The sequence below is a fragment of the Bacillus sp. T3 genome, assembly GCF_033449965.1.
Classification (GTDB): Bacteria; Bacillota; Bacilli; order Bacillales; family Cytobacillaceae; genus Bacillus_BU.
In genome coordinates this window covers 52633-79327 of record NZ_CP137761.1, presented here as the reverse complement: position 1 = coordinate 79327, position 26695 = coordinate 52633, and the positions used below count along the sequence as shown (strand labels likewise).

8 protein-coding genes, 9 tRNA genes, 6 rRNA genes, 5 pseudogenes and 1 other annotated feature are annotated in these 26695 nt (G+C 43.8%); all 28 genes and pseudogenes read left to right on the top strand.

The genetic code is table 11. The annotated features are described in order from the left end of the window. The first annotated feature begins 187 nt into the window (after window positions 1–187). The 28 genes and pseudogenes from lysS to cysS all read left to right on the top strand — a co-directional run bounded on the left by lysS (window position 188) and on the right by cysS (window position 26692). Complete coding sequence (gene lysS, locus RGF10_RS00480) at window positions 188–1672, top strand: lysine--tRNA ligase (RefSeq protein ID WP_318506346.1); 1485 nt, start codon at window positions 188–190, stop codon at window positions 1670–1672. Between the two features lie 398 nt (window positions 1673–2070). Next, a 16S ribosomal RNA gene (locus tag RGF10_RS00475) occupies window positions 2071–3620 on the top strand. A 195-nt stretch (window positions 3621–3815) separates the two neighbouring features. Further along, window positions 3816–6753 (top strand): 23S ribosomal RNA (locus RGF10_RS00470). A 62-nt stretch (window positions 6754–6815) separates the two neighbouring features. Then, window positions 6816–6932 (top strand): 5S ribosomal RNA (gene rrf / locus RGF10_RS00465). A 12-nt stretch (window positions 6933–6944) separates the two neighbouring features. Beyond that, a tRNA-Val gene (locus RGF10_RS00460) sits at window positions 6945–7020 on the top strand. A 3-nt stretch (window positions 7021–7023) separates the two neighbouring features. Next, window positions 7024–7099 (top strand) — tRNA-Thr (locus tag RGF10_RS00455). Window positions 7100–7105: 6 nt separating this feature from the next. Beyond that, window positions 7106–7181 (top strand) — tRNA-Lys (locus tag RGF10_RS00450). 15 nt (window positions 7182–7196) lie between these two features. Next, window positions 7197–7281, top strand: a tRNA-Leu gene (locus RGF10_RS00445). Window positions 7282–7288: 7 nt separating this feature from the next. Further along, window positions 7289–7363, top strand: a tRNA-Gly gene (locus tag RGF10_RS00440). 8 nt (window positions 7364–7371) lie between these two features. Continuing rightward, a tRNA-Leu gene (locus RGF10_RS00435) sits at window positions 7372–7461 on the top strand. Window positions 7462–7497: 36 nt separating this feature from the next. Continuing rightward, a tRNA-Arg gene (locus tag RGF10_RS00430) sits at window positions 7498–7571 on the top strand. A 9-nt stretch (window positions 7572–7580) separates the two neighbouring features. Next, window positions 7581–7657: transfer RNA gene (locus RGF10_RS00425), tRNA-Pro, on the top strand. A gap of 19 nt (window positions 7658–7676) precedes the next feature. Next, window positions 7677–7752, top strand: a tRNA-Ala gene (locus RGF10_RS00420). Window positions 7753–7927: 175 nt separating this feature from the next. Then, window positions 7928–9476: ribosomal RNA gene (locus tag RGF10_RS00415) — 16S ribosomal RNA — on the top strand. 195 nt (window positions 9477–9671) lie between these two features. After that, window positions 9672–12607, top strand: a 23S ribosomal RNA gene (locus tag RGF10_RS00410). Between the two features lie 62 nt (window positions 12608–12669). Beyond that, a 5S ribosomal RNA gene (gene rrf, locus RGF10_RS00405) occupies window positions 12670–12785 on the top strand. Together the 16S, 23S and 5S rRNA genes with 9 tRNA genes alongside form the textbook arrangement of a ribosomal RNA operon. Before the next feature lie 127 nt (window positions 12786–12912). After that, window positions 12913–13665, top strand: a pseudogene (locus tag RGF10_RS00400) (SDR family oxidoreductase). Window positions 13666–13899: 234 nt separating this feature from the next. Beyond that, window positions 13900–14361 (top strand): CtsR family transcriptional regulator, encoded by a 462-nt coding sequence (locus RGF10_RS00395; RefSeq protein ID WP_318506344.1) that lies wholly within the window; start codon window positions 13900–13902, stop codon window positions 14359–14361. 21 nt (window positions 14362–14382) lie between these two features. Then, window positions 14383–14931: a protein-arginine kinase activator protein McsA gene (locus RGF10_RS00390; protein WP_318506342.1), complete on the top strand. Its 549-nt coding sequence runs from the start codon at window positions 14383–14385 to the stop codon at window positions 14929–14931. A 1-nt stretch (window position 14932) separates the two neighbouring features. Continuing rightward, complete coding sequence (locus RGF10_RS00385; protein ID WP_318506340.1) at window positions 14933–16006, top strand: protein-arginine kinase McsB; 1074 nt, start codon at window positions 14933–14935, stop codon at window positions 16004–16006. 11 nt (window positions 16007–16017) lie between these two features. Next, complete coding sequence (gene clpC / locus RGF10_RS00380) at window positions 16018–18462, top strand: ATP-dependent protease ATP-binding subunit ClpC (RefSeq protein WP_318506338.1); 2445 nt, start codon at window positions 16018–16020, stop codon at window positions 18460–18462. 164 nt (window positions 18463–18626) lie between these two features. Next, a pseudogene (radA, locus tag RGF10_RS00375) lies at window positions 18627–20005 on the top strand (DNA repair protein RadA). Window positions 20006–20304: 299 nt separating this feature from the next. Then, window positions 20305–21389 (top strand): annotated as a pseudogene (locus RGF10_RS00370) (PIN/TRAM domain-containing protein). Window positions 21390–21406: 17 nt separating this feature from the next. Beyond that, window positions 21407–22100: pseudogene (gene ispD, locus RGF10_RS00365) on the top strand (2-C-methyl-D-erythritol 4-phosphate cytidylyltransferase). A gap of 3 nt (window positions 22101–22103) precedes the next feature. Further along, the gene (ispF, locus tag RGF10_RS00360; protein ID WP_318506334.1) at window positions 22104–22583 is read left to right on the top strand and encodes a 2-C-methyl-D-erythritol 2,4-cyclodiphosphate synthase; all 480 of its coding nucleotides are present in this window, start codon (window positions 22104–22106) and stop codon (window positions 22581–22583) included. A 168-nt stretch (window positions 22584–22751) separates the two neighbouring features. Beyond that, on the top strand, window positions 22752–24212 hold the full coding sequence (gltX, locus tag RGF10_RS00355; protein ID WP_318506332.1) for a glutamate--tRNA ligase: 1461 nt from the start codon (window positions 22752–22754) through the stop codon (window positions 24210–24212). Between the two features lie 59 nt (window positions 24213–24271). Then, window positions 24272–24539, top strand: a binding site (T-box leader). 101 nt (window positions 24540–24640) lie between these two features. Continuing rightward, window positions 24641–25298 (top strand): annotated as a pseudogene (gene cysE / locus RGF10_RS00350) (serine O-acetyltransferase). Next, window positions 25295–26692: a cysteine--tRNA ligase gene (cysS, locus tag RGF10_RS00345; RefSeq protein ID WP_318506330.1), complete on the top strand. Its 1398-nt coding sequence runs from the start codon at window positions 25295–25297 to the stop codon at window positions 26690–26692. The pseudogene cysE and the gene cysS overlap by 4 nt, the downstream one beginning before the upstream one ends. Window positions 26693–26695: the final 3 nt, after the last annotated feature.

Below are 26695 nucleotides of genomic sequence, written 5' to 3'. Positions count from 1 at the left end.
ACTTTTTCTATAATACCTTTGTTATAAAATAAACTGCTAGTGCCAAACTAGCAGTTTATTTCTATTTAAAATTCTTTTTTGATGTCTGAACTGCTGAGATTGTGTAAAATAATAAAGTATGCAAAAAAATTGATTTATGTATAATGCCTTTGGCTGAGATAAAAGTTTTTAAAAATGGAGTGATCATATGAGTCAGGAAGAATTAAATGACCAATTACGGGTTCGCCGTGAAAAAATGAATAGTTTGCGTGAAAGAGGACTCGATCCTTTCGGTAAACGATTTGAACGTTCTAATAACACACAAGAACTAATCAATCAATATGGTGAACTTGAGAAAGAAGAAATCGAACAGAAGGATGTATCTGTTACGTTAGCTGGCCGGATTATGACGAAGCGCGGCAAAGGAAAAGCGGGATTTGCTCATATTCAGGACTTAACTGGACAAATTCAACTCTACATTCGTAATGATGCAGTCGGAGAAGAGCAATATGAGTTATTTGATACAGCTGATTTAGGGGATATTGTAGGTGTTTCGGGTACACTATTTAAAACAAAAGTTGGAGAACTATCTGTAAAGGTTCAAGAATTTACTTTACTTACAAAAGCACTTCGTCCATTACCGGATAAATTCCACGGACTAAAAGATATCGAACAACGCTATCGTCAACGCTATTTAGACTTAATCATGAGTCCAGAAAGCAAGCATACGTTTATCACAAGATCACTCATTATTCAATCAATGCGTAGATACTTAGATAGTCACGGTTACTTAGAGGTTGAGACACCAATGATGCATGCGATTGCTGGGGGAGCATCAGCTCGTCCATTTATTACGCACCATAATGCATTGGACATGCCATTATATATGCGAATCGCGATTGAGCTCCACCTAAAACGTTTGATTGTAGGTGGACTCGAAAAAGTTTATGAAATTGGTCGTGTATTCCGTAATGAAGGTGTGTCAACTAGACATAATCCTGAGTTTACAATGATTGAGCTATACGAGGCATACGCCGATTACCGTGATATCATGGCTCTTACGGAAAATGTAATTGCCCATGTAGCGCAGGAGGTTCTTGGTACAACTACAGTTCAATATGGTGAATATGAGGTTGACCTTAAACCTGAATGGAAAAGAGTCCACATGGTCGACGCAATTAAAGAAGTAACAGGCGCCGACTTCTGGAAGGAAATGAGCACAGAAGAAGCCCGTCAGCTTGCAAAAGAACATGGCGTGGAAATTAATGAACATATGACTTATGGTCATATCGTTAATGAGTTCTTTGAACAAAAGGTTGAAGAAACTTTAATTCAGCCAACATTTATTTTTGGTCATCCAGTTGAGATTTCTCCACTAGCCAAAAAGAATGATGAAGACCCACGCTTCACTGACCGATTTGAATTATTTATCGTAGCACGTGAACACGCAAACGCGTTTACTGAATTAAATGATCCGATTGATCAAAGAGAACGTTTTGAAGCGCAGCTTAAAGAGCGTGAACAAGGAAATGATGAAGCGCATCTAATGGATGATGATTTTGTTGAAGCGCTTGAGTATGGTATGCCTCCAACAGGCGGACTTGGGATTGGTATTGATCGTCTTGTTATGCTCCTTACTAATTCACCATCAATTAGGGATGTTCTATTATTCCCATTAATGCGCCATCGTTAAGAGTAAATAGAGAAGGAAAGGCCTTTAGGTTCTTTTCTTCTCTTTTTTATTTTAGGATATAAATAGTATTATTTTTATGGTTAAAACTTAATGATAAGAATTAGAATATTCCGTCTATATTAATTTGATAAAAAAGTGACAAAAACATATTGCCACATGTTTATAATGGTGGTATATTATTATCTGTTGCCACGATAAAGTAACACATAAGAAAAGAAAATTAAAAAGTGGTTGACGCAACATTAACAATCTGTTAATATAAAAAAGTCGCTTTTGAGAGGCGGCGAACATTGTTCTTTGAAAACTAAACAAACAAACGTCAACAATAATAAATTTTAGTGATTATAACTTCGGTTATAACACACTAGCCAACGTAACATTTTTGAGCTAAATCAACTTTCTTGGAGAGTTTGATCCTGGCTCAGGACGAACGCTGGCGGCGTGCCTAATACATGCAAGTCGAGCGGATTGATGGGAGCTTGCTCCCTGACATCAGCGGCGGACGGGTGAGTAACACGTGGGCAACCTGCCTGTAAGACTGGGATAACTTCGGGAAACCGGAGCTAATACCGGATAATCCTTTCCCTCTCATGAGGGAAAGCTGAAAGACGGTTTCGGCTGTCACTTACAGATGGGCCCGCGGCGCATTAGCTAGTTGGTGAGGTAACGGCTCACCAAGGCGACGATGCGTAGCCGACCTGAGAGGGTGATCGGCCACACTGGGACTGAGACACGGCCCAGACTCCTACGGGAGGCAGCAGTAGGGAATCTTCCGCAATGGACGAAAGTCTGACGGAGCAACGCCGCGTGAGCGAAGAAGGCCTTCGGGTCGTAAAGCTCTGTTGTTAGGGAAGAACAAGTACCGGAGTAACTGCCGGTACCTTGACGGTACCTAACCAGAAAGCCACGGCTAACTACGTGCCAGCAGCCGCGGTAATACGTAGGTGGCAAGCGTTGTCCGGAATTATTGGGCGTAAAGCGCGCGCAGGCGGTTCCTTAAGTCTGATGTGAAAGCCCCCGGCTGAACCTGGGAGGGTCATTGGAAACTGGGGAACTTGAGTGCAGAAGAGAAGAGCGGAATTCCACGTGTAGCGGTGAAATGCGTAGAGATGTGGAGGAACACCAGTGGCGAAGGCGGCTCTTTGGTCTGTAACTGACGCTGAGGCGCGAAAGCGTGGGGAGCGAACAGGATTAGATACCCTGGTAGTCCACGCCGTAAACGATGAGTGCTAAGTGTTAGAGGGTTTCCGCCCTTTAGTGCTGCAGCAAACGCATTAAGCACTCCGCCTGGGGAGTACGGCCGCAAGGCTGAAACTCAAAGGAATTGACGGGGGCCCGCACAAGCGGTGGAGCATGTGGTTTAATTCGAAGCAACGCGAAGAACCTTACCAGGTCTTGACATCCTCTGACACTCCTAGAGATAGGACGTTCCCCTTCGGGGGACAGAGTGACAGGTGGTGCATGGTTGTCGTCAGCTCGTGTCGTGAGATGTTGGGTTAAGTCCCGCAACGAGCGCAACCCTTGATCTTAGTTGCCAGCATTTAGTTGGGCACTCTAAGGTGACTGCCGGTGACAAACCGGAGGAAGGTGGGGATGACGTCAAATCATCATGCCCCTTATGACCTGGGCTACACACGTGCTACAATGGATGGTACAAAGGGTCGCGAAACCGCGAGGTCGAGCCAATCCCATAAAACCATTCTCAGTTCGGATTGTAGGCTGCAACTCGCCTACATGAAGCTGGAATCGCTAGTAATCGCGGATCAGCATGCCGCGGTGAATACGTTCCCGGGCCTTGTACACACCGCCCGTCACACCACGAGAGTTTGTAACACCCGAAGTCGGTGGGGTAACCGTAAGGAGCCAGCCGCCTAAGGTGGGACAGATGATTGGGGTGAAGTCGTAACAAGGTAGCCGTATCGGAAGGTGCGGCTGGATCACCTCCTTTCTAAGGATATTGTCGTAAAGACAATCGGAATGCAGACCTTCTGGTCTGTACTGTTGACCGCTTTGTTTGTTTAGTTTTGAGGGAGCAATTCCTCTGTATCTTTTCGTTCTTTGAAAACTAGATAATCGTAAAAGAAGAAAACAAGAAACACCACATTAGTTTTTTCTCTCTTAATAATAAGAGAATTAACCTTTAGGTTAAGTTAGAAAGGGCGCACGGTGGATGCCTTGGCACTAGGAGCCGATGAAGGACGGTACTAACACCGATATGCTTCGGGGAGCTGTAAGTAAGCTTTGATCCTGGAGATTTCCGAATGGGGGAACCCACTACTCGTAATGGAGTGGTATCTTTACCTGAATACATAGGGTATTGAAGGCACACCCTGGGAACTGAAACATCTAAGTACCCGGAGGAAGAGAAAGCAAACGCGATTCCCTGAGTAGCGGCGAGCGAAACGGGACATAGCCCAAACCAAGAGGCTTGCCTCTTGGGGTTGTAGGACACTCAACATGGAGTTACAAAGGAACGGGGTAAATGAAGAGATCTGGAAAGGTCCGTCAAAGAAGGTAAAAACCCTGTAGTTGAAACTTCGTTCCCTCCTGAGTGGATCCTGAGTACGGCCTGGACACGTGAAATCCGGTCGGAAGCAGGGAGGACCATCTCCCAAGGCTAAATACTCCCTAGTGACCGATAGTGAACCAGTACCGTGAGGGAAAGGTGAAAAGCACCCTGGAAGGGGAGTGAAAGAGATCCTGAAACCGTGTGCCTACAAGTAGTCAGAGCCCGTTAATGGGTGATGGCGTGCCTTTTGTAGAATGAACCGGCGAGTTACGATTACATGCAAGGTTAAGTTGAGAAGACGGAGCCGCAGCGAAAGCGAGTCTGAATAGGGCGAATTAGTATGTGGTCGTAGACCCGAAACCAGGTGATCTACCCATGTCCAGGGTGAAGGTTGGGTAACACCAACTGGAGGCCCGAACCCACGCACGTTGAAAAGTGCGGGGATGAGGTGTGGGTAGCGGAGAAATTCCAATCGAACTTGGAGATAGCTGGTTCTCTCCGAAATAGCTTTAGGGCTAGCCTCACGTAGTAAGAGTCTTGGAGGTAGAGCACTGTTTGGACTAGGGGCCCTCATCGGGTTACCGAATTCAGACAAACTCCGAATGCCAAAGACTTATCCGTGGGAGTCAGACTGCGAGTGATAAGATCCGTAGTCAAAAGGGAAACAGCCCAGACCACCAGCTAAGGTCCCAAAGTATACGTTAAGTGGAAAAGGATGTGGAGTTGCTTAGACAACCAGGATGTTGGCTTAGAAGCAGCCACCATTTAAAGAGTGCGTAATAGCTCACTGGTCGAGTGACTCTGCGCCGAAAATGTACCGGGGCTAAACGTATCACCGAAGCTGTGGATTGACATCTACGATGTCAGTGGTAGGAGAGCGTTCTAAGGGCGTTGAAGCTAGACCGTAAGGACTGGTGGAGCGCTTAGAAGTGAGAATGCCGGTATGAGTAGCGAAAGATGGGTGAGAATCCCATCCACCGAATGACTAAGGTTTCCTGAGGAAGGCTCGTCCGCTCAGGGTTAGTCGGGACCTAAGCCGAGGCCGAAAGGCGTAGGCGATGGATAACAGGTTGATATTCCTGTACCACCTCATTATCGTTTGAGCAACGGGGGGACGCAGGAGGATAGGGTAAGCGCACTGCTGGATATGTGCGTGTAAGCAGTTAGGCTGGAAATGAGGCAAATCCCGTTTCCGTAAAGGCTGAGCTGTGATGCCGAGGGAAATATAGTACCGAAGTTCCTGATTCCACACTGCCAAGAAAAGCCTCTAGCGAGATAAAAGGTGCCCGTACCGCAAACCGACACAGGTAGTCGAGGAGAGAATCCTAAGGTGAGCGAGAGAACTCTCGTTAAGGAACTCGGCAAAATGACCCCGTAACTTCGGGAGAAGGGGTGCTCTTTTGGGTGTTAAAGCCTAGAAGAGCCGCAGTGAATAGGCCCAGGCGACTGTTTAGCAAAAACACAGGTCTCTGCAAAGCCGCAAGGCGAAGTATAGGGGCTGACGCCTGCCCGGTGCTGGAAGGTTAAGGGGAGAGGTTAGCGCAAGCGAAGCTTTGAACCGAAGCCCCAGTAAACGGCGGCCGTAACTATAACGGTCCTAAGGTAGCGAAATTCCTTGTCGGGTAAGTTCCGACCCGCACGAAAGGCGTAACGATCTGGGCACTGTCTCAACGAGAGACTCGGTGAAATTATAGTACCTGTGAAGATGCAGGTTACCCGCGACAGGACGGAAAGACCCCGTGGAGCTTTACTGTAGCCTGATATTGAATTTTGGTACAGCTTGTACAGGATAGGTAGGAGCCGTAGAAACCGGAGCGCCAGCTTCGGTGGAGGCATCGGTGGGATACTACCCTGGCTGTATTGAAATTCTAACCCATACCCCTGATCGGGGTAGGAGACAGTGTCAGGTGGGCAGTTTGACTGGGGCGGTCGCCTCCTAAAAAGTAACGGAGGCGCCCAAAGGTTCCCTCAGAATGGTTGGAAATCATTCGTAGAGTGTAAAGGCACAAGGGAGCTTGACTGCGAGACCTACAAGTCGAGCAGGGACGAAAGTCGGGCTTAGTGATCCGGTGGTTCCGCATGGAAGGGCCATCGCTCAACGGATAAAAGCTACCCCTGGGATAACAGGCTTATCTCCCCCAAGAGTCCACATCGACGGGGAGGTTTGGCACCTCGATGTCGGCTCATCGCATCCTGGGGCTGTAGTCGGTCCCAAGGGTTGGGCTGTTCGCCCATTAAAGCGGTACGCGAGCTGGGTTCAGAACGTCGTGAGACAGTTCGGTCCCTATCCGTCGTGGGCGCAGGAAATTTGAGAGGAGCTGTCCTTAGTACGAGAGGACCGGGATGGACGCACCGCTGGTGTACCAGTTGTCTTGCCAAAGGCATAGCTGGGTAGCTATGTGCGGACGGGATAAGTGCTGAAAGCATCTAAGCATGAAGCCCCCCTCAAGATGAGATTTCCCATAGCGCAAGCTAGTAAGATCCCTGAAAGATGATCAGGTTGATAGGTCAGAGGTGGAAGCGTGGCGACATGTGGAGCTGACTGATACTAATCGATCGAGGACTTAACCAAAAAAAGTTTTTCTTCTTCTACATTATCTAGTTTTGAGAGAATGAATTTTCTCAGTTAAATAGTCTGGTGGCGATAGCGAGAAGGTCACACCCGTTCCCATACCGAACACGGAAGTTAAGCTTCTCAGCGCCAATGGTAGTTGGGGGCTCTCCCCCTGTGAGAGTAGGACGCTGCCGGGCTGTTTTAAAAATGGAGGATTAGCTCAGCTGGGAGAGCATCTGCCTTACAAGCAGAGGGTCGGCGGTTCGAGCCCGTCATCCTCCACCATATGCCGGTTTAGCTCAATTGGTAGAGCAACTGACTTGTAATCAGTAGGTTGGGGGTTCAAGTCCTCTAGCCGGCACCATTTTTCGAGCCATTAGCTCAGTTGGTAGAGCATCTGACTTTTAATCAGAGGGTCGAAGGTTCGAGTCCTTCATGGCTCACCATTTATATGAATATATGCGGGTGTGGCGGAATTGGCAGACGCACTAGACTTAGGATCTAGCGCCGCAAGGCGTGGGGGTTCGACTCCCTTCACCCGCACCATATATTCGCGGAAGTAGTTCAGTGGTAGAACACCACCTTGCCAAGGTGGGGGTCGCGGGTTCGAATCCCGTCTTCCGCTCCAATGATATTGCCGGGGTGGCGGAACTGGCAGACGCACAGGACTTAAAATCCTGCGGTAGGTGACTACCGTACCGGTTCGATTCCAGGTCCTCGGCACCATTTTTTCATGATAGAAAAAATAATAAACATTAATATGCGCCCGTAGCTCAATTGGATAGAGCGTCTGACTACGGATCAGAAGGTTATGGGTTCGACTCCTTTCGGGCGCGCTTATTATTCGGGAAGTAGCTCAGCTTGGTAGAGCACTTGGTTTGGGACCAAGGGGTCGCAGGTTCGAATCCTGTCTTCCCGACCATTAAACTTCTAATAATATTGGGGTCTTAGCTCAGCTGGGAGAGCGCCTGCCTTGCACGCAGGAGGTCAGGGGTTCGATCCCCCTAGACTCCACCAAAAAATAGTTGACAATGCATTTAATGTTTGTTACTATTAAAAAGTTGCTTTTGAGAGGCGGCGAACATTGTTCTTTGAAAACTAAACAAACAAACGTCAACAATAATAAATTTTAGTGATTATAACTTCGGTTATAACACACTAGCCAACGTAACATTTTTGAGCTAAATCAACTTTCTTGGAGAGTTTGATCCTGGCTCAGGACGAACGCTGGCGGCGTGCCTAATACATGCAAGTCGAGCGGATTGATGGGAGCTTGCTCCCTGACATCAGCGGCGGACGGGTGAGTAACACGTGGGCAACCTGCCTGTAAGACTGGGATAACTTCGGGAAACCGGAGCTAATACCGGATAATCCTTTCCCTCTCATGAGGGAAAGCTGAAAGACGGTTTCGGCTGTCACTTACAGATGGGCCCGCGGCGCATTAGCTAGTTGGTGAGGTAACGGCTCACCAAGGCGACGATGCGTAGCCGACCTGAGAGGGTGATCGGCCACACTGGGACTGAGACACGGCCCAGACTCCTACGGGAGGCAGCAGTAGGGAATCTTCCGCAATGGACGAAAGTCTGACGGAGCAACGCCGCGTGAGCGAAGAAGGCCTTCGGGTCGTAAAGCTCTGTTGTTAGGGAAGAACAAGTACCGGAGTAACTGCCGGTACCTTGACGGTACCTAACCAGAAAGCCACGGCTAACTACGTGCCAGCAGCCGCGGTAATACGTAGGTGGCAAGCGTTGTCCGGAATTATTGGGCGTAAAGCGCGCGCAGGCGGTTCCTTAAGTCTGATGTGAAAGCCCCCGGCTGAACCGGGAGGGTCATTGGAAACTGGGGAACTTGAGTGCAGAAGAGAAGAGCGGAATTCCACGTGTAGCGGTGAAATGCGTAGAGATGTGGAGGAACACCAGTGGCGAAGGCGGCTCTTTGGTCTGTAACTGACGCTGAGGCGCGAAAGCGTGGGGAGCGAACAGGATTAGATACCCTGGTAGTCCACGCCGTAAACGATGAGTGCTAAGTGTTAGAGGGTTTCCGCCCTTTAGTGCTGCAGCAAACGCATTAAGCACTCCGCCTGGGGAGTACGGCCGCAAGGCTGAAACTCAAAGGAATTGACGGGGGCCCGCACAAGCGGTGGAGCATGTGGTTTAATTCGAAGCAACGCGAAGAACCTTACCAGGTCTTGACATCCTCTGACACTCCTAGAGATAGGACGTTCCCCTTCGGGGGACAGAGTGACAGGTGGTGCATGGTTGTCGTCAGCTCGTGTCGTGAGATGTTGGGTTAAGTCCCGCAACGAGCGCAACCCTTGATCTTAGTTGCCAGCATTTAGTTGGGCACTCTAAGGTGACTGCCGGTGACAAACCGGAGGAAGGTGGGGATGACGTCAAATCATCATGCCCCTTATGACCTGGGCTACACACGTGCTACAATGGATGGTACAAAGGGTCGCGAAACCGCGAGGTCGAGCCAATCCCATAAAACCATTCTCAGTTCGGATTGTAGGCTGCAACTCGCCTACATGAAGCTGGAATCGCTAGTAATCGCGGATCAGCATGCCGCGGTGAATACGTTCCCGGGCCTTGTACACACCGCCCGTCACACCACGAGAGTTTGTAACACCCGAAGTCGGTGGGGTAACCGTAAGGAGCCAGCCGCCTAAGGTGGGACAGATGATTGGGGTGAAGTCGTAACAAGGTAGCCGTATCGGAAGGTGCGGCTGGATCACCTCCTTTCTAAGGATATTGTCGTAAAGACAATCGGAATGCAGACCTTCTGGTCTGTACTGTTGACCGCTTTGTTTGTTTAGTTTTGAGGGAGCAATTCCTCTGTATCTTTTCGTTCTTTGAAAACTAGATAATCGTAAAAGAAGAAAACAAGAAACACCACATTAGTTTTTTCTCTCTTAATAATAAGAGAATTAACCTTTAGGTTAAGTTAGAAAGGGCGCACGGTGGATGCCTTGGCACTAGGAGCCGATGAAGGACGGTACTAACACCGATATGCTTCGGGGAGCTGTAAGTAAGCTTTGATCCGGAGATTTCCGAATGGGGGAACCCACTACTCGTAATGGAGTGGTATCTTTACCTGAATACATAGGGTATTGAAGGCACACCCTGGGAACTGAAACATCTAAGTACCCGGAGGAAGAGAAAGCAAACGCGATTCCCTGAGTAGCGGCGAGCGAAACGGGACATAGCCCAAACCAAGAGGCTTGCCTCTTGGGGTTGTAGGACACTCAACATGGAGTTACAAAGGAACGGGGTAAATGAAGAGATCTGGAAAGGTCCGTCAAAGAAGGTAAAAACCCTGTAGTTGAAACTTCGTTCCCTCCTGAGTGGATCCTGAGTACGGCCGGACACGTGAAATCCGGTCGGAAGCAGGGAGGACCATCTCCCAAGGCTAAATACTCCCTAGTGACCGATAGTGAACCAGTACCGTGAGGGAAAGGTGAAAAGCACCCTGGAAGGGGAGTGAAAGAGATCCTGAAACCGTGTGCCTACAAGTAGTCAGAGCCCGTTAATGGGTGATGGCGTGCCTTTTGTAGAATGAACCGGCGAGTTACGATTACATGCAAGGTTAAGTTGAGAAGACGGAGCCGCAGCGAAAGCGAGTCTGAATAGGGCGAATTAGTATGTGGTCGTAGACCCGAAACCAGGTGATCTACCCATGTCCAGGGTGAAGGTTGGGTAACACCAACTGGAGGCCCGAACCCACGCACGTTGAAAAGTGCGGGGATGAGGTGTGGGTAGCGGAGAAATTCCAATCGAACTTGGAGATAGCTGGTTCTCTCCGAAATAGCTTTAGGGCTAGCCTCACGTAGTAAGAGTCTTGGAGGTAGAGCACTGTTTGGACTAGGGGCCCTCATCGGGTTACCGAATTCAGACAAACTCCGAATGCCAAAGACTTATCCGTGGGAGTCAGACTGCGAGTGATAAGATCCGTAGTCAAAAGGGAAACAGCCCAGACCACCAGCTAAGGTCCCAAAGTATACGTTAAGTGGAAAAGGATGTGGAGTTGCTTAGACAACCAGGATGTTGGCTTAGAAGCAGCCACCATTTAAAGAGTGCGTAATAGCTCACTGGTCGAGTGACTCTGCGCCGAAAATGTACCGGGGCTAAACGTATCACCGAAGCTGTGGATTGACATCTACGATGTCAGTGGTAGGAGAGCGTTCTAAGGGCGTTGAAGCTAGACCGTAAGGACTGGTGGAGCGCTTAGAAGTGAGAATGCCGGTATGAGTAGCGAAAGATGGGTGAGAATCCCATCCACCGAATGACTAAGGTTTCCTGAGGAAGGCTCGTCCGCTCAGGGTTAGTCGGGACCTAAGCCGAGGCCGAAAGGCGTAGGCGATGGATAACAGGTTGATATTCCTGTACCACCTCATTATCGTTTGAGCAACGGGGGGACGCAGGAGGATAGGGTAAGCGCACTGCTGGATATGTGCGTGTAAGCAGTTAGGCTGGAAATGAGGCAAATCCCGTTTCCGTAAAGGCTGAGCTGTGATGCCGAGGGAAATATAGTACCGAAGTTCCTGATTCCACACTGCCAAGAAAAGCCTCTAGCGAGATAAAAGGTGCCCGTACCGCAAACCGACACAGGTAGTCGAGGAGAGAATCCTAAGGTGAGCGAGAGAACTCTCGTTAAGGAACTCGGCAAAATGACCCCGTAACTTCGGGAGAAGGGGTGCTCTTTTGGGTGTTAAAGCCTAGAAGAGCCGCAGTGAATAGGCCCAGGCGACTGTTTAGCAAAAACACAGGTCTCTGCAAAGCCGCAAGGCGAAGTATAGGGGCTGACGCCTGCCCGGTGCTGGAAGGTTAAGGGGAGAGGTTAGCGCAAGCGAAGCTTTGAACCGAAGCCCCAGTAAACGGCGGCCGTAACTATAACGGTCCTAAGGTAGCGAAATTCCTTGTCGGGTAAGTTCCGACCCGCACGAAAGGCGTAACGATCTGGGCACTGTCTCAACGAGAGACTCGGTGAAATTATAGTACCTGTGAAGATGCAGGTTACCCGCGACAGGACGGAAAGACCCCGTGGAGCTTTACTGTAGCCTGATATTGAATTTTGGTACAGCTTGTACAGGATAGGTAGGAGCCGTAGAAACCGGAGCGCCAGCTTCGGTGGAGGCATCGGTGGGATACTACCCTGGCTGTATTGAAATTCTAACCCATACCCCTGATCGGGGTAGGAGACAGTGTCAGGTGGGCAGTTTGACTGGGGCGGTCGCCTCCTAAAAAGTAACGGAGGCGCCCAAAGGTTCCCTCAGAATGGTTGGAAATCATTCGTAGAGTGTAAAGGCACAAGGGAGCTTGACTGCGAGACCTACAAGTCGAGCAGGGACGAAAGTCGGGCTTAGTGATCCGGTGGTTCCGCATGGAAGGGCCATCGCTCAACGGATAAAAGCTACCCCTGGGATAACAGGCTTATCTCCCCCAAGAGTCCACATCGACGGGGAGGTTTGGCACCTCGATGTCGGCTCATCGCATCCTGGGGCTGTAGTCGGTCCCAAGGGTTGGGCTGTTCGCCCATTAAAGCGGTACGCGAGCTGGGTTCAGAACGTCGTGAGACAGTTCGGTCCCTATCCGTCGTGGGCGCAGGAAATTTGAGAGGAGCTGTCCTTAGTACGAGAGGACCGGGATGGACGCACCGCTGGTGTACCAGTTGTCTTGCCAAAGGCATAGCTGGGTAGCTATGTGCGGACGGGATAAGTGCTGAAAGCATCTAAGCATGAAGCCCCCCTCAAGATGAGATTTCCCATAGCGCAAGCTAGTAAGATCCCTGAAAGATGATCAGGTTGATAGGTCAGAGGTGGAAGCGTGGCGACATGTGGAGCTGACTGATACTAATCGATCGAGGACTTAACCAAAAAAAGTTTTTCTTCTTCTACATTATCTAGTTTTGAGAGAATGAATTTTCTCAGTTAAATAGTCTGGTGGCGATAGCGAGAAGGTCACACCCGTTCCCATACCGAACACGGAAGTTAAGCTTCTCAGCGCCGATGGTAGTTGGGGGCTCTCCCCTGTGAGAGTAGGACGCTGCCGGGCACAAGATAGAAAACAGCCGATTTGGCTGTTTTTTTGCGTTTCAAAAATTATGAATCTGTTATGAGTGATGATATAAAATGGTTATAAACATATTAAAGGTAGTGTCTGGTAGAAAGGATGGGAAACTATGTGCTTCACCAATAAAGTAGTGATTGTAACAGGCGCCGCTAATGGTATTGGTCAAGTTATTGCATCACAGTATGCATTAAAAGGAGCAAAGGTTGTTATTGCAGATAAAAATGAACAAAAAGGTTTGTTAGTAGAAGAACGAATCAAGAAAAGTGGTGGCATCTGCATGTTTGTTAACACAGATGTAAGAAATGAGAATGAAGTAATACAACTATTTGAAAAGACAGTAGATGTCTTTGGTAGCCTACACATATTGATCAATAACGCAGGAAAAGGGGGTTCATTTAAATCCCCCTTTGAACTGTCCTTAGAAGAATGGGATGACATTATCAATACAAATTTAAGAAGTGTTTTTATTGCAGCAAAGGAAGCAGCGAAATATATGTGTCAAAACAAAAATGGCGGAACGATTATCAATATATCATCGACTCGTGCTTATATGTCGGAACCTAACTCCGAACCGTACGCCGCTTCAAAGGGAGGGATTGTGGCAATTACTCATGCATTAGCTGCATCTTTTAGCAAATATAAAATAAAAGTGAATTCAATCTCTCCAGGTGGATTGAAACAGGAGATTACTCAAAATTAAGTGAATTGGATCATCAACAGCATTTGTCTCAACGAGTAGGAAAACCTGGAGGATATTGCGAGAGCTTGTCTCTTTTTAACAAATGATGAAAATGATTTTATTAATGGAACTGATTTAATCATTGATGGTGGAATGACCAAAAAAATGATTTATATTGAATAAAGTATGAAATGAGGAGAGTAGCGCTATGATTGTGTGTGCTGCTCTTTTTTATTTTTATCTAAAATTATTAGCGAATATATTTTGTGATAAATGGGAACAAAAAGCTAAAATTTAGTTTGAGAAGTAGCAAAGTGGAAACAATAGTTTAATGGTTCAATTAATTGCAAATTTATATGTCTATCATGTATAATCAAAGTCAAATATAGTCAAAGTCAGATGATTGGGGGAGGTTTGATGAGAAATATCTCCGACATAATTGAAGATTACTTAAAGACGGTATTAGAGTTAAGTGAAGAAGAAATAGTTGAAATAAAAAGAAATGAAATTGCCGACAAATTTCAATGTGTTCCTTCCCAAATAAATTATGTTATTAACACTCGCTTTACGGTAGAACGAGGATATGTAGTTGAAAGTAAGAGAGGCGGTGGCGGATATATACGTATTATTAAAGTCCAGACAAATGATTATGTTCATTTGATCGACCACTTGATCTCACTTGTAAAGACGAATATCGCTCAAAGTAGTGCGGAGGATGTCATCTATCGCCTAGTTGAAGAGGAAATCATTACGAATAGAGAAGCAAAAATTATGTTAAGTGTTATTGACCGTTCTGTCTTATATATCGAGCTCCCGTATCGAGATGAATTGCGAGCTAGGATGCTAAAAGCGATGCTGACCACTCTTAAGTATAAATAAAGCGGCTGAAGAGGTGAAAGAATGATTTGCCCTGAATGTAATCAAAGACCAGCAACGCTCCACTTTACAAAAATAATCAATGGTGAAAAAACTGAATTTCATATCTGTGAGAAATGCGCTCAAGAAAAGGGAGAGATGTTTCTGCTAAATGGAGCGCCTGGTTTTTCAATTAATAATTTAATTGCTGGTTTATTAAACGTTGAACCAAAGTTTACGCCATCCCCACAAGAGGCATTTAAATCTCAAGAAATTATCCAATGTAATAACTGTTCAATGACATTCCCACAATTCGTCAAAGCTGGAAGATTTGGATGTGCAAATTGCTATGAGGCTTTTAAAGATCAACTAATACCTTTGTTGAAAAAGGTCCATAGTGGTAATACTGACCATCTTGGGAAAATTCCAAAAAGAATTGGTGGAAGCATTCAAGTTCGTAAACAAATTGAACAATTAAAAGAACATATAAAAGCATTAATCGCTAATGAGGAATTTGAAAAGGCTGCCCAAGTGAGAGATGAAATACGTGCTCTTGAAAGTAATATGAAACAAAGCCATGAGGGAGGTGAATAGCTTGTCATTAGAAAGATTTATTAATCAAGCTGTCAGCTCATGGATGAGTGCAGAAGGGCCGGATTCAGACATTGTTATGAGTTCACGGATTCGCTTAGCTCGAAATTTTAATGAGTTCACCTTTCCAACCTTGTTTTCTTTTGATGAAGCAAATGGAGTCATTTCTTCAATTGAGCAAATGACGCAACAACATCCTTTAACCGAACTAGGCAAGTTTGAGTTATTAAAAATGGAACAGCTTCAGCCATTACAAAAACGTGTGTTAGTTGAAAAGCATATAATCAGCCCTCATTTAGCAAACCAAGCAGTAAACGGTGCTTGCTTGTTATCTGAAAATGAAGAAATCAGTATTATGATTAACGAAGAAGACCATATTCGAATTCAATGTTTATTTCCTGGGTTGCAACTAACTGAAGCACTTTCGATTGCAAATGTCGTGGATGATTGGATTGAAGGAAATGTCAACTATGCATTTGATGAACAGTATGGTTATTTAACTAGTTGTCCAACGAATGTTGGGACTGGTTTAAGGGCGTCAGTTATGATGCATCTACCTGGACTTGTGTTAACACAGCAAATTAATCGAATTATTCCAGCTATTAATCAGTTAGGTTTAGTGGTTAGGGGAATTTATGGTGAAGGTAGTGAAGCATTAGGTAATATCTTTCAAATTTCAAACCAAATTACGCTTGGAAAATCTGAAGAAGATATCGTTGAGGACTTAATGGGCGTAGTTAAACAATTGATTTCCCAGGAAAGAAATGCTCGAGACGCATTAGTAAAAACATTAAACATAGAATTAGAAGACAGGGTATTCCGGTCACTCGGAGTATTAGAAAACAGCAGAATTTTAGAGTCTAAAGAAGCAGCAAAATGCTTATCTGATGTTAGATTAGGAATTGATATGGGATTAATAAAAAACATTCCTAAAACTATATTAAATGAATTAATGATTTTAACTCAACCAGGTTTCTTACAGCAGTATGCAGGAGGACCTCTAAGACCTAATGAGAGAGATATTCGGCGTGCTGCGTTAATAAGAGAAAGATTAAAACTAGATACAATGAAGAGTTAGGAGGAAGAGATATGATGTTTGGACGCTTTACAGAAAGAGCACAGAAGGTGTTGGCCCTAGCCCAGGAGGAAGCAATACGGTTAAGTCATAACAATATTGGTACAGAACACATTTTATTAGGACTTGTTCGAGAAGGAGAAGGGATTGCTGCTAAAGCGCTATATGCACTCGGACTAGGTGCAGAAAAGATTCAGAAAGAAGTTGAGAACCTTATCGGCCGTGGACAAGAGGCATCCCAAACGATTCACTATACTCCACGTGCTAAAAAGGTCATTGAATTATCAATGGACGAAGCTCGTAAATTAGGTCATTCCTATGTTGGAACTGAACACATTTTGCTCGGTTTAATCCGTGAGGGAGAAGGCGTTGCCGCACGTGTATTGAACAATCTAGGGGTAAGTCTTAATAAAGCACGACAGCAAGTCCTTCAATTACTTGGAAGCAATGAAGCAGGCGGTGGGCAAGGTGGTGCTGCAGCTAATGCTAATACACCAACATTAGACAGTCTTGCTAGGGATTTAACTGCAATTGCAAGAGAAGGTAGTCTTGATCCAGTAATTGGTCGAAGCAAAGAAATCCAGCGTGTTATCGAAGTCTTAAGCAGACGGACTAAAAATAATCCTGTATTAATTGGGGAACCTGGAGTAGGTAAAACGGCTATAGCTGAAGGGTTAGCCCAACAAATTGTTAACAATGAAGTACCTGAGATTCTTCGCGATAAACGAGTTATGACATTGGATATGGGTACCGTTGTAGCTGGTACAAAGTATCGTGGTGAATTTGAAGATCGTCTAAAAAAGGTAATGGATGAAATCCGTCAGGCAGGAAATATTATTTTATTTATCGATGAGCTTCATACATTAATAGGTGCAGGTGGGGCAGAGGGTGCAATCGATGCTTCTAACATCTTAAAACCTTCCTTAGCCCGTGGTGAATTACAGTGTATTGGTGCTACAACTCTTGATGAATACCGTAAATATATTGAAAAGGATGCAGCTTTAGAGCGTCGTTTCCAACCAATCCGTGTTGATGAACCAACTGCGGATGAGTCGGTTCAAATATTAAAAGGTTTAAGGGATCGCTATGAAGCGCATCATCGCGTTTCAATCTCAGATGAAGCAATCGAGGCAGCTGTTACCTTATCAGACAGATACATCCCAGATCGCTTTTTACCAGACAAGGCAATTGACTTAATTGATGAAGCAGGGTCTAAGGTTCGCCTTCGTTCTTATACAACTCCTCCTAATTTAAAAGAATTAGAGGTTAAGTTAGAAGAGGTTCGTAAGGAAAAGGATGCAGCTGTTCAAAGTCAAGAATTTGAAAAGGCTGCTTCGCTTCGAGATTCAGAGCAACGTTTGCGTGAGCAATTGGAAGAAACGAAGAAAACTTGGAAAGAAAAGCAGGGTCAAGAAAATAGTGAAGTAACGGTAGAGGACATTGCAACCGTTGTTGCGAACTGGACGGGAATTCCGGTTTCTAAATTAGCACAAACTGAAACAGATAAATTGTTACGCTTAGAAGAGATTCTACATTCCCGTGTTATCGGTCAAGAAGAGGCAGTTATTGCTGTTTCTAAAGCGGTAAGACGTGCACGAGCTGGTTTAAAGGATCCAAAACGTCCGATTGGTTCATTTATTTTCCTTGGACCTACTGGTGTAGGAAAGACAGAGCTTGCCCGTGCTTTAGCAGAAGCGATGTTTGGCGATGAGGATGCGATGATTCGGATTGATATGTCTGAGTACATGGAGAAGCATTCAACCTCAAGATTAGTAGGTTCACCTCCTGGTTATGTAGGCTATGAAGAAGGCGGCCAATTGACAGAAAAGGTTCGTAGGAAGCCTTATTCTGTTATCCTACTAGATGAAATTGAAAAAGCGCATCCAGACGTTTTTAATATTTTATTACAGGTGCTTGAGGATGGTCGTTTAACTGATTCAAAGGGGCGTACGGTGGATTTCCGTAATACGATCTTAATCATGACATCCAATGTTGGAGCTCAGGCTTTAAAGCGTAATAAATATGTTGGTTTTAATATCCAGGATGGAGCTCAAGACTATAAAGATATGAAAGGGAAAGTGATGGAGGAATTGAAAAAAGCGTTCCGTCCAGAATTCCTGAACAGAATTGATGAGATTATCGTATTCCATGCTCTTGAGAGACTACATTTGAAACAAATCGTGACATTACTTGCGGATCAATTAGTGAAACGATTAAAAGAACAGCATATCGAGTTAGAACTAACTGAGGCGGCAAAAGATAAAATATCCGATGAGGGGTATGATCCAGAATACGGAGCTCGACCTTTACGTCGCGCAATTCAAAAGCATATCGAGGATCGATTATCAGAAGAGTTATTAAAAGGTACAGTATTAACGGGACAAAATATCGTTATCGATGTGGAGAATGGTGAACTTATAGTTAGAACAGGACAACCTGCCGGAATACCAAAGCCTTAATTTTGAGGACCAGAAGGGGGTCACGGATTATTTCGTGGTCTCCTTTTTTCATCTCCAACAATAAAAGGGTCGTTTTGTAATAGGAATGTATCGTAAGTGTAATTGGGAAGCTGTTTCGATTTCCGTTATAATAGTGGTAAGAAGTTTTTTGAAGGGACGATACTATGGCTAAAAGAAAGACTAAATTTATGTGCCAGGAGTGTGGGTACGAATCACCAAAGTGGATGGGAAAATGTCCTGGATGTGGAAGCTGGAATAAGATGGTTGAAGAAGTTGAAGTCGTTGGAGCTGGAAAAAGGGGGCGTTCACACACTCTCAAGGTTTAGCTGGAAACTCCAAGCCAACACCGATTACTTCAATTGAAACAGGTAATGAAGTGAGAATTGAGACAAACTTGAAAGAGTTGAACCGTGTTTTAGGTGGAGGAATTGTTCAGGGGTCATTAGTTCTGATTGGTGGAGACCCAGGGATTGGGAAATCCACTTTGCTATTACAAGTTTCCTCACAGCTGGCCACAAAAGGTCATTCCGTGTTATATATTTCAGGTGAAGAATCGCTTCGGCAAACAAAATTGCGTTCAGAACGGCTTGGAATTTCTTCAGAACATTTATTAGTCTATTCCGAAACAAACTTAGATGAAATTGGCAGAACAATAGATAGCATAGCGCCAAGCTTTGTTGTCATAGACTCAATTCAAACGGTATTTCATCCAGATGTGACTTCTGCACCGGGTAGCGTTTCACAGGTGCGTGAATGTACTGCAGAACTGATGAGAATAGGGAAAACAAAAGGAATAGCTGTGTTTATCGTGGGACATGTAACAAAGGAAGGTTCGATTGCAGGTCCAAGGTTGCTTGAGCATATGGTGGATACGGTTCTTTATTTTGAAGGAGAACGTCACCATACGTATCGGATTTTACGTGCCGTTAAAAATCGGTTTGGATCGACGAATGAAATGGGTATTTTTGAAATGAAGGAAATGGGATTAGAAGAGGTTGAAAATCCATCCGAAATCTTTTTAGAGGAACGATCACAAGGAGCAGCAGGATCGACTGTGGTCGCTTCGATGGAAGGAACAAGGCCTGTTCTAGTCGAGGTCCAAGCATTAATTTCACCTTCCAGTTTTGGAAATCCGAGGAGAATGGCTACTGGAATTGATCATAATCGTGTTTCACTGTTAATGGCGGTCTTAGATAAAAGAGTCGGAATGCTTTTACAGAACCAGGATGCCTATTTAAAGGTTGCGGGTGGGGTTAAGCTAGATGAGCCAGCTATTGATTTAGCGATTGCTGTTAGTATTGCCTCCAGTTTTCGCGATACTCCAACAAGAGCAACAGATTGTATTATTGGAGAAGTAGGCTTAACCGGAGAGGTAAGGCGGGTTTCAAGAATTGAGCAACGAGTGCAAGAAGCGGCAAAACTAGGGTTTGAGCGAGTAATCGTACCTGAAAATAATCTAGGAGGCTGGAAAGCTCCGAAAGGAATTGAATTAATAGGTGTATCCTCGGTCCAGCAAGCTCTTTATGTAACACTCGGAAGGTAGTTCCTATATAACGCATGGAGAAATGGGTTAGTTTTGGACTTAATATATAATATATAGTTGAAGATAGGATACTATTGTGCTAGAATAATTCATTTATTTGACACCCTATTTTTACCATGCTAACCTAAACTGAGGGATTTGCATGTCCTGATCATTAGTGATTTTATGAAACTTTTTTATACTATTTATCGTATAAATTATAGTATTGTCTCTTTATATCGCGCCTTTCTTAAAAAACTATGTAAATGAGGTTTCAATTTTACCAATTTGTTTATAATGAATAGATAGGAGGTGAAGGAATGTTAAAACGTATTATTCAAGCTTGTTTTTTAATTATCGGGGGGACATTTGGTATTTTTTTGATCCCTGATTTATTAAAGGTAGTAAATTTTGACAACATTCCTCTAATCAATAATCCATATGTATCCGCTATTTCAGGTGCACTTATTTTTTATCTTATTACTTTTTGGGCAGTTGATTATTTTACTAATTTTATGAAATGGGTAGAGGAATCTCTTGTCAAGGCTCCGATAACGGATATCATTTTTGGAAGTGTAGGGTTAGTTTTTGGTTTAATTGTAGCTTTTTTAATCGGTTTTGCCTTAAATGCTATTCAAGTTCCGATTATTAATACAGTTGCACCGATTTTATTAACCTTATTATTTGGATACTTAGGTTTTCAGGTTGGGTTTAAAAAGCGGGATGAGCTTTCAAACTTATTTTCAAATCGTAAGAAGAAATCTGGGGACGAGGAGTCCGAGAAGAATTAGCTCCGGATACACTTAAGATACTGGATACTAGTGTGATTATTGATGGAAGAATTGCTGATATTTGTCAAACAGGATTTTTAGAGGGGATTATCGTGATTCCTCAGTTTGTCTTGGAAGAGCTACAACATATTGCTGATTCTTCAGATGTGTTAAAACGCAACCGAGGTCGTAGGGGTCTTGATATTTTGAATCGAATTCAGAAGGAGCTAGCCATAAAGGTTGAGATTTATGAAGGAGATTTTGAAGAAATTCAAGAAGTTGACAGCAAACTAGTGAAGCTTGCCAAGATTACGAATGGTGTAGTGGTAACCAATGATTTTAATTTAAATAAAGTTTGTGAGTTGCAAAGTGTATCCGTTTTGAATATTAACGATCTGGCAAATGCGGTGAAACCTGTAGTATTACCTGGTGAAGAAATGAATGTTCAAGTGATTAAAGACGGAAAAGAACACAATCAAGGCGTTGCCTACTTGGATGATGGGACAATGATTGTGGTTGAAGATGGTCGTGATTATATTGGAAAACGGATTGATGTGTTAGTAACAAGCGTCTTACAAACTTCAGCAGGTCGAATGATTTTTGCTAAACCTAAATTATTAGAAAAAGCATTATAACTTAGAGGAGAAACGTTATGAGTTATCAGGTTGTCATCCCAGCGGCCGGAACAGGGGAAAAGAATGGGTGCTGGGAAAAATAAATTGCTTCTACCTTTAAATGGTGTACCTGTACTGATTCATACCTTGAGGGTTTTTGAAAATGATGAGGATTGTGACGGCATTGTATTAGCCATTTCTCCTAGTGATGAGCCGGAGTTATCCAAGTTAATTAAAAAATATAAGATCACGAAGGTACTTTCGTTTGTAGTAGGTGGAAAGGAACGGCAGGATAGTGTATACAACGCCCTTCAATCGGTCCATTCTGATGGGATTGTTCTTGTCCATGACGGGGCTAGGCCGTTTATTCAAAAAGAAACAATTTCAATGGTTACGGCTGCAGCTAGCTTAGACGGCGCAGCCGTTGTTGCTGTACCTGTGAAGGATACAATTAAGAAGGTGCACAGAAATAAGATTGTTGAAACTGTTGAACGCTCCAGCTTGTGGTCAGTCCAAACCCCACAAGCTTTTCGTATTTCCGTCTTGGCAGATGCACACCATCTAGCTCAAAAGGATGGATATCTCGGTACGGACGAAGCCAGTTTAGTAGAAAGGCTTCCTTTCGATATTACAATTGTCGAAGGGAATTATGATAATATTAAGCTGACAACCCCAGAGGATTTGTATTTTGCTGAGGCTATTATTCGAAAACGCCAGATAAAGGAGAAATAAAGTATGTTTCGGATCGGACAAGGCTTTGATGTTCACCAACTAACTGAGGGACGTCCCCTCATTATCGGTGGAATTACTATACCTTACGAAAGAGGATTGCTAGGTCATTCGGATGCAGATGTGCTTTTACATACGATTGCCGATGCTTGTCTAGGAGCAATTGGTGCAGGTGATATCGGAAAACACTTTCCGGACACAGATCCAACCTTTAAAGATGCAGATTCTGCAAAGCTGTTAGAGTATGTTTATGAAATGGTGCGACAAGCAGGCTATGCGCTGCTAAATGCTGATTGTACCATTATTGCCCAAAAGCCGAAAATGGCTCCTTATATTGAACAGATGAAACAACGAATTGCCGAGCTTTTACAGTCTGAAGCTGCTCAAATTAATGTAAAGGCAACGACAACTGAAAAGCTTGGATTTACGGGTCGAGAAGAAGGGATTGCCGCTCAAGCGGTAGTTTTGTTAAAAAAGATTGATTAGTATTCAGTGCTTATTCTACGTAATTCTGTTGATTGGATCGGAAATAAACGAACTATTTAACAAACTGACGGGAATAATGTACACCATTAAGATGGAAGTTTCACTTTATTAGAAAAGTAAGCGGTGCTACAATATAGCAGAAAAAGGAATGTTACAGGAGGAACGATCATGTCTACTGATATTCGCGTACGCTATGCTCCCAGTCCAACAGGACATTTACATATTGGGAATGCTCGTACAGCATTATTTAATTACTTGTTCGCCAGAAATTTAGGCGGGAAATTCATTATTCGGATTGAAGATACTGACCAAAAACGCAATATTGAAGGCGGAGAGCAAAGCCAATTAAAGTACTTAAAATGGCTAGGTATGGACTGGGATGAAAGTATTGATGTTGGTGGAGAGTACGGACCATATCGCCAATCAGAACGCCTAGAAATTTATAATGAGTATGTAAACGAGCTTTTAGCTAAGGGCTTGGCATATAAATGCTACTGTACGGAATCAGAACTTGAAGCGGAAAGAGAAGAGCAAATGGCAAAAGGCGAAACTCCAGCCTATTCTGGAAGATGTCGTCATTTATCTGAAGAGGGTCAGGCCAAGTTTGAAGCTGAAGGTCGCAAACCAAGCATTCGCTTCTTGGTTCCACAGAATAAAACCTTTACGTTCGATGATATGGTAAAAGGCAGTGTATCATTTGAGTCTGAAGGTATGGGTGATTTTGTCATCGTGAAAAAGGACGGAATGCCAACCTATAATTTTGCTGTTGCCGTCGATGATCATACGATGGATATTTCTCATGTCCTTCGCGGTGATGATCATATTTCAAACACACCAAAGCAATTAATGGTATATGAAGCGCTCGGTTGGGAGCCACCATTGTTTGGACATATGACGTTAATTGTGAATGAAAGTCGTAAAAAACTATCGAAACGGGATGAATCAATTATCCAGTTTATTGAGCAATACGAGCAATTGGGCTATATTCCGGAAGCATTATTTAACTTTATTGCTCTTTTAGGCTGGTCACCAGCTGGTGAAGAAGAGATCTACACAATAGAAGAGTTAATTGAAAAGTTTGATGCGAAGCGACTGTCAAAATCACCTGCATTGTTTGATAAGCAAAAATTAACTTGGATGAACAATCAGTACATGAAAAAGGTTGAGGTTGATAAAGCCGTTGATCTTGCTTTGCCACATTTAATTCAAGCTGGTCTTGTTCAGCTTGAGATGTCGGAACAGGAAAATGAATGGGTTCGTAATTTGATTGCCCTTTATCAAGATCAAATGAGCTATGGTGCTGAAATAGTTGAGCTTTCTTCATTATTCTTTAAGGATGAAGTAACGTTCGATGAAGAGGCAAAAGCCGTTATTAGCGAAGAGCAGGTTCCAGAAGTACTTCAAGCATTTTTAGCTGAAATTGATCTGCTAGATGAATTTACTGCACCTAATATTCAAGCATCGATAAAAGCGGTTCAAAAAGGAACTGGCCATAAAGGGAAAAAACTATTTATGCCCATTCGTGTGGCGGCTACAGGCCAAACACATGGACCGGATCTTCCTAAAGCTATCGCCTTGATTGGAAAAGAAACGATTGTTAAACGATTTAACGCGTTGCTTGAAAAATAATTTTATTATTTGCTAGTTACATTAAGAACAAAATATAATATAGTATAGGATATATAGGCAAGAAAGCGTTGAAGAGGACAAGTAAAAAAACAAAGTTTTTCAGAGAGAACCATCATCGGCTGAAAGTGGTTTAAGCCTCTTGTTTTTTGAAATGCCCCTCTGAGTCCCATTCGAAAGATTGTAACTTATCGAGTAGACATGGGCGGACCCTTCCGTTAACAGGTTAAGTTGAGACCAACTGATATTTTCCTTCACTTTTCGTTCGTTAAGTGTGATGAAAAAGTTTTGGTCTAAACAGAGTGGAACCGCGCATATGGCGTCTCTGTCTTTTGACAGAGGCGTCTTTTTGTTTTACTGAAAATAGTAAGAACTAAGGCAATGGCCAAAGAAAGAAGATGTGCTGTTATTTAACAGGGGGAGACGTAACAATGTTTAAACGATTAAAAGAGGATATTGAAGTAATTTTTGAACAGGACCCGGCTGCGAGGAGTTATCTCGAGGTTATTTTAACTTACTCTGGTCTACACTCTATTTGGGCACATCGTTTTGCACACTGGTTTTTTAAAAGAAAGCTTTTCTTCATTGCAAGGGTTATTTCTCAGGCTAGCCGCTTCTTCACAGGGATTGAAATCCACCCTGGGGCAAAAATAGGGCGCAGATTTTTTATTGACCATGGTATGGGAATTGTCATTGGAGAAACTTGTGAAATTGGGGATAATGTAACTGTATACCAAGGGGTTACGTTAGGGGGTACTGGGAAAGAGAAGGGAAAACGCCATCCTACAGTTAAGGATAATGCCTTAATTGCTACCTGGAGCGAAGGTGCTCGGATCCATCACAATTGGCGAAAATTCGAAGATTGGGGCAGGAGCGGTTGTTCTTAGTGACGTTCCTGATAATTCAACTGTTGTCGGAATGAAAGCAAAAGTCGTTGTTCGCGATGGTGTAAAAATTAAAAAAGACCTTAATCATACCGATTTACCAGATCCAATTGCTGACCGCTTTAAAGAATTAGGCGAAGAAATCGAACGCCTCAAAAAAGAAGTTGACGATTTGCAAAAGGAAAGGGTGTCATTAAAAAAATGACGATTCAGTTATATAATACTCTGACTAGAAAAAAAGAAGAATTTGTTCCTTTGGAAAAAGGGAAAGTAAAAATGTATGTTTGCGGTCCAACCGTCTATAACTATATTCATATTGGGAACGCTAGACCTGCGATTGTTTTTGATACGGTGCGCCGTTATTTTGAGTTTCGCGGCTTTGATGTTCAATATGTTTCAAATTTTACAGATGTGGACGATAAATTGATTAGAGCAGCCAACCAATTAGGGGAGGATGTTCCAACCATTGCTGACCGCTTTATCAATGCTTATTTTGAGGATGTTAGTGCACTTGGCTGTAAAAAAGCTGATGTTCATCCGCGTGTTACGGAGAACATGGATATTATTATCGATTTTATTGATGCCTTGATTCAGAAAGGGTACGCATATGAATCAGCGGGGGATGTTTATTATCGAACTAGAAAGTTTGATGGTTACGGAAAACTATCACATCAATCAATTGATGAACTGAAGGTTGGGGCGCGAATTGATGTGGGTGAAAAGAAGCAGGATGCTCTAGACTTTGCCTTATGGAAAGCGGCAAAACAGGGAGAGATTGCTTGGCAAAGTCCATGGGGTCTAGGTCGACCTGGCTGGCATATTGAATGTTCGGCAATGGCAAAAAAATACTTGGGTGATACAATTGATATCCATGCAGGTGGGCAGGATTTAGCTTTTCCACACCACGAAAATGAAATTGCGCAATCCGAAGCGTTGAATGAAAAACAATTTGCTCGTTATTGGATGCATAACGGCTATATCAATATTGATAATGAAAAAATGTCAAAATCACTAGGGAATTTTGTCTTAGTCCATGACATTATTAAAAAGCATAATCCGGAAGTGATTCGCTTCTTTATGCTTTCGGTTCATTATCGCAATCCAATTAACTATAGCGATGAGCTATTGGAAAATACAAAAGCGGCATTAGAACGATTGAAAACTTCCTACCAAAATCTAACGCATCGAAAAGAGGCAAGTACTAATTTAACGGATAATAATCAGGAATGGTTAGATCAAATACAGGCTCTTGAACAAGAGTTTATTCGGGAAATGGATGATGATTTTAATACGGCAAATGGTATCTCAACCTTGTTTGAGCTATCGAAGCTTTCAAACTACTATATGCTTGAAAAAAATACGGCAAATGAAGTGATTGATGCTTTTACTTCATTATTCGAGAAATTATTTGGCGTATTGGGACTTTCGTTAGGCCAGGAAGAATTGCTTGATGAAGAGATTGAGTCATTGATTCAGCAACGAATTCAAGCACGTAAGGATCGTAACTTCCAATTATCGGACCAAATCAGGGATCAACTGAAAGACATGAATATTATTCTGGAAGATACACCGCAAGGAACAAGATGGAAAAGAGGCTAATTC

Excerpts from the sequence above, each read along its gene's own strand:
- lysS (WP_318506346.1), top strand. The coding sequence starts at position 188 with ATGAGTCAGGAAGAATTAAATGACCAATTACGGGTTCGCCGTGAAAAA.
- RGF10_RS00395 (WP_318506344.1), top strand. The coding sequence starts at position 13,900 with ATGAGAAATATCTCCGACATAATTGAAGATTACTTAAAGACGGTATTA.
- RGF10_RS00390 (WP_318506342.1), top strand. The coding sequence starts at position 14,383 with ATGATTTGCCCTGAATGTAATCAAAGACCAGCAACGCTCCACTTTACA.
- clpC (WP_318506338.1), top strand. The coding sequence starts at position 16,018 with ATGATGTTTGGACGCTTTACAGAAAGAGCACAGAAGGTGTTGGCCCTA.
- ispF (WP_318506334.1), top strand. The coding sequence starts at position 22,104 with ATGTTTCGGATCGGACAAGGCTTTGATGTTCACCAACTAACTGAGGGA.
- gltX (WP_318506332.1), top strand. The coding sequence starts at position 22,752 with ATGTCTACTGATATTCGCGTACGCTATGCTCCCAGTCCAACAGGACAT.
- cysS (WP_318506330.1), top strand. The coding sequence starts at position 25,295 with ATGACGATTCAGTTATATAATACTCTGACTAGAAAAAAAGAAGAATTT.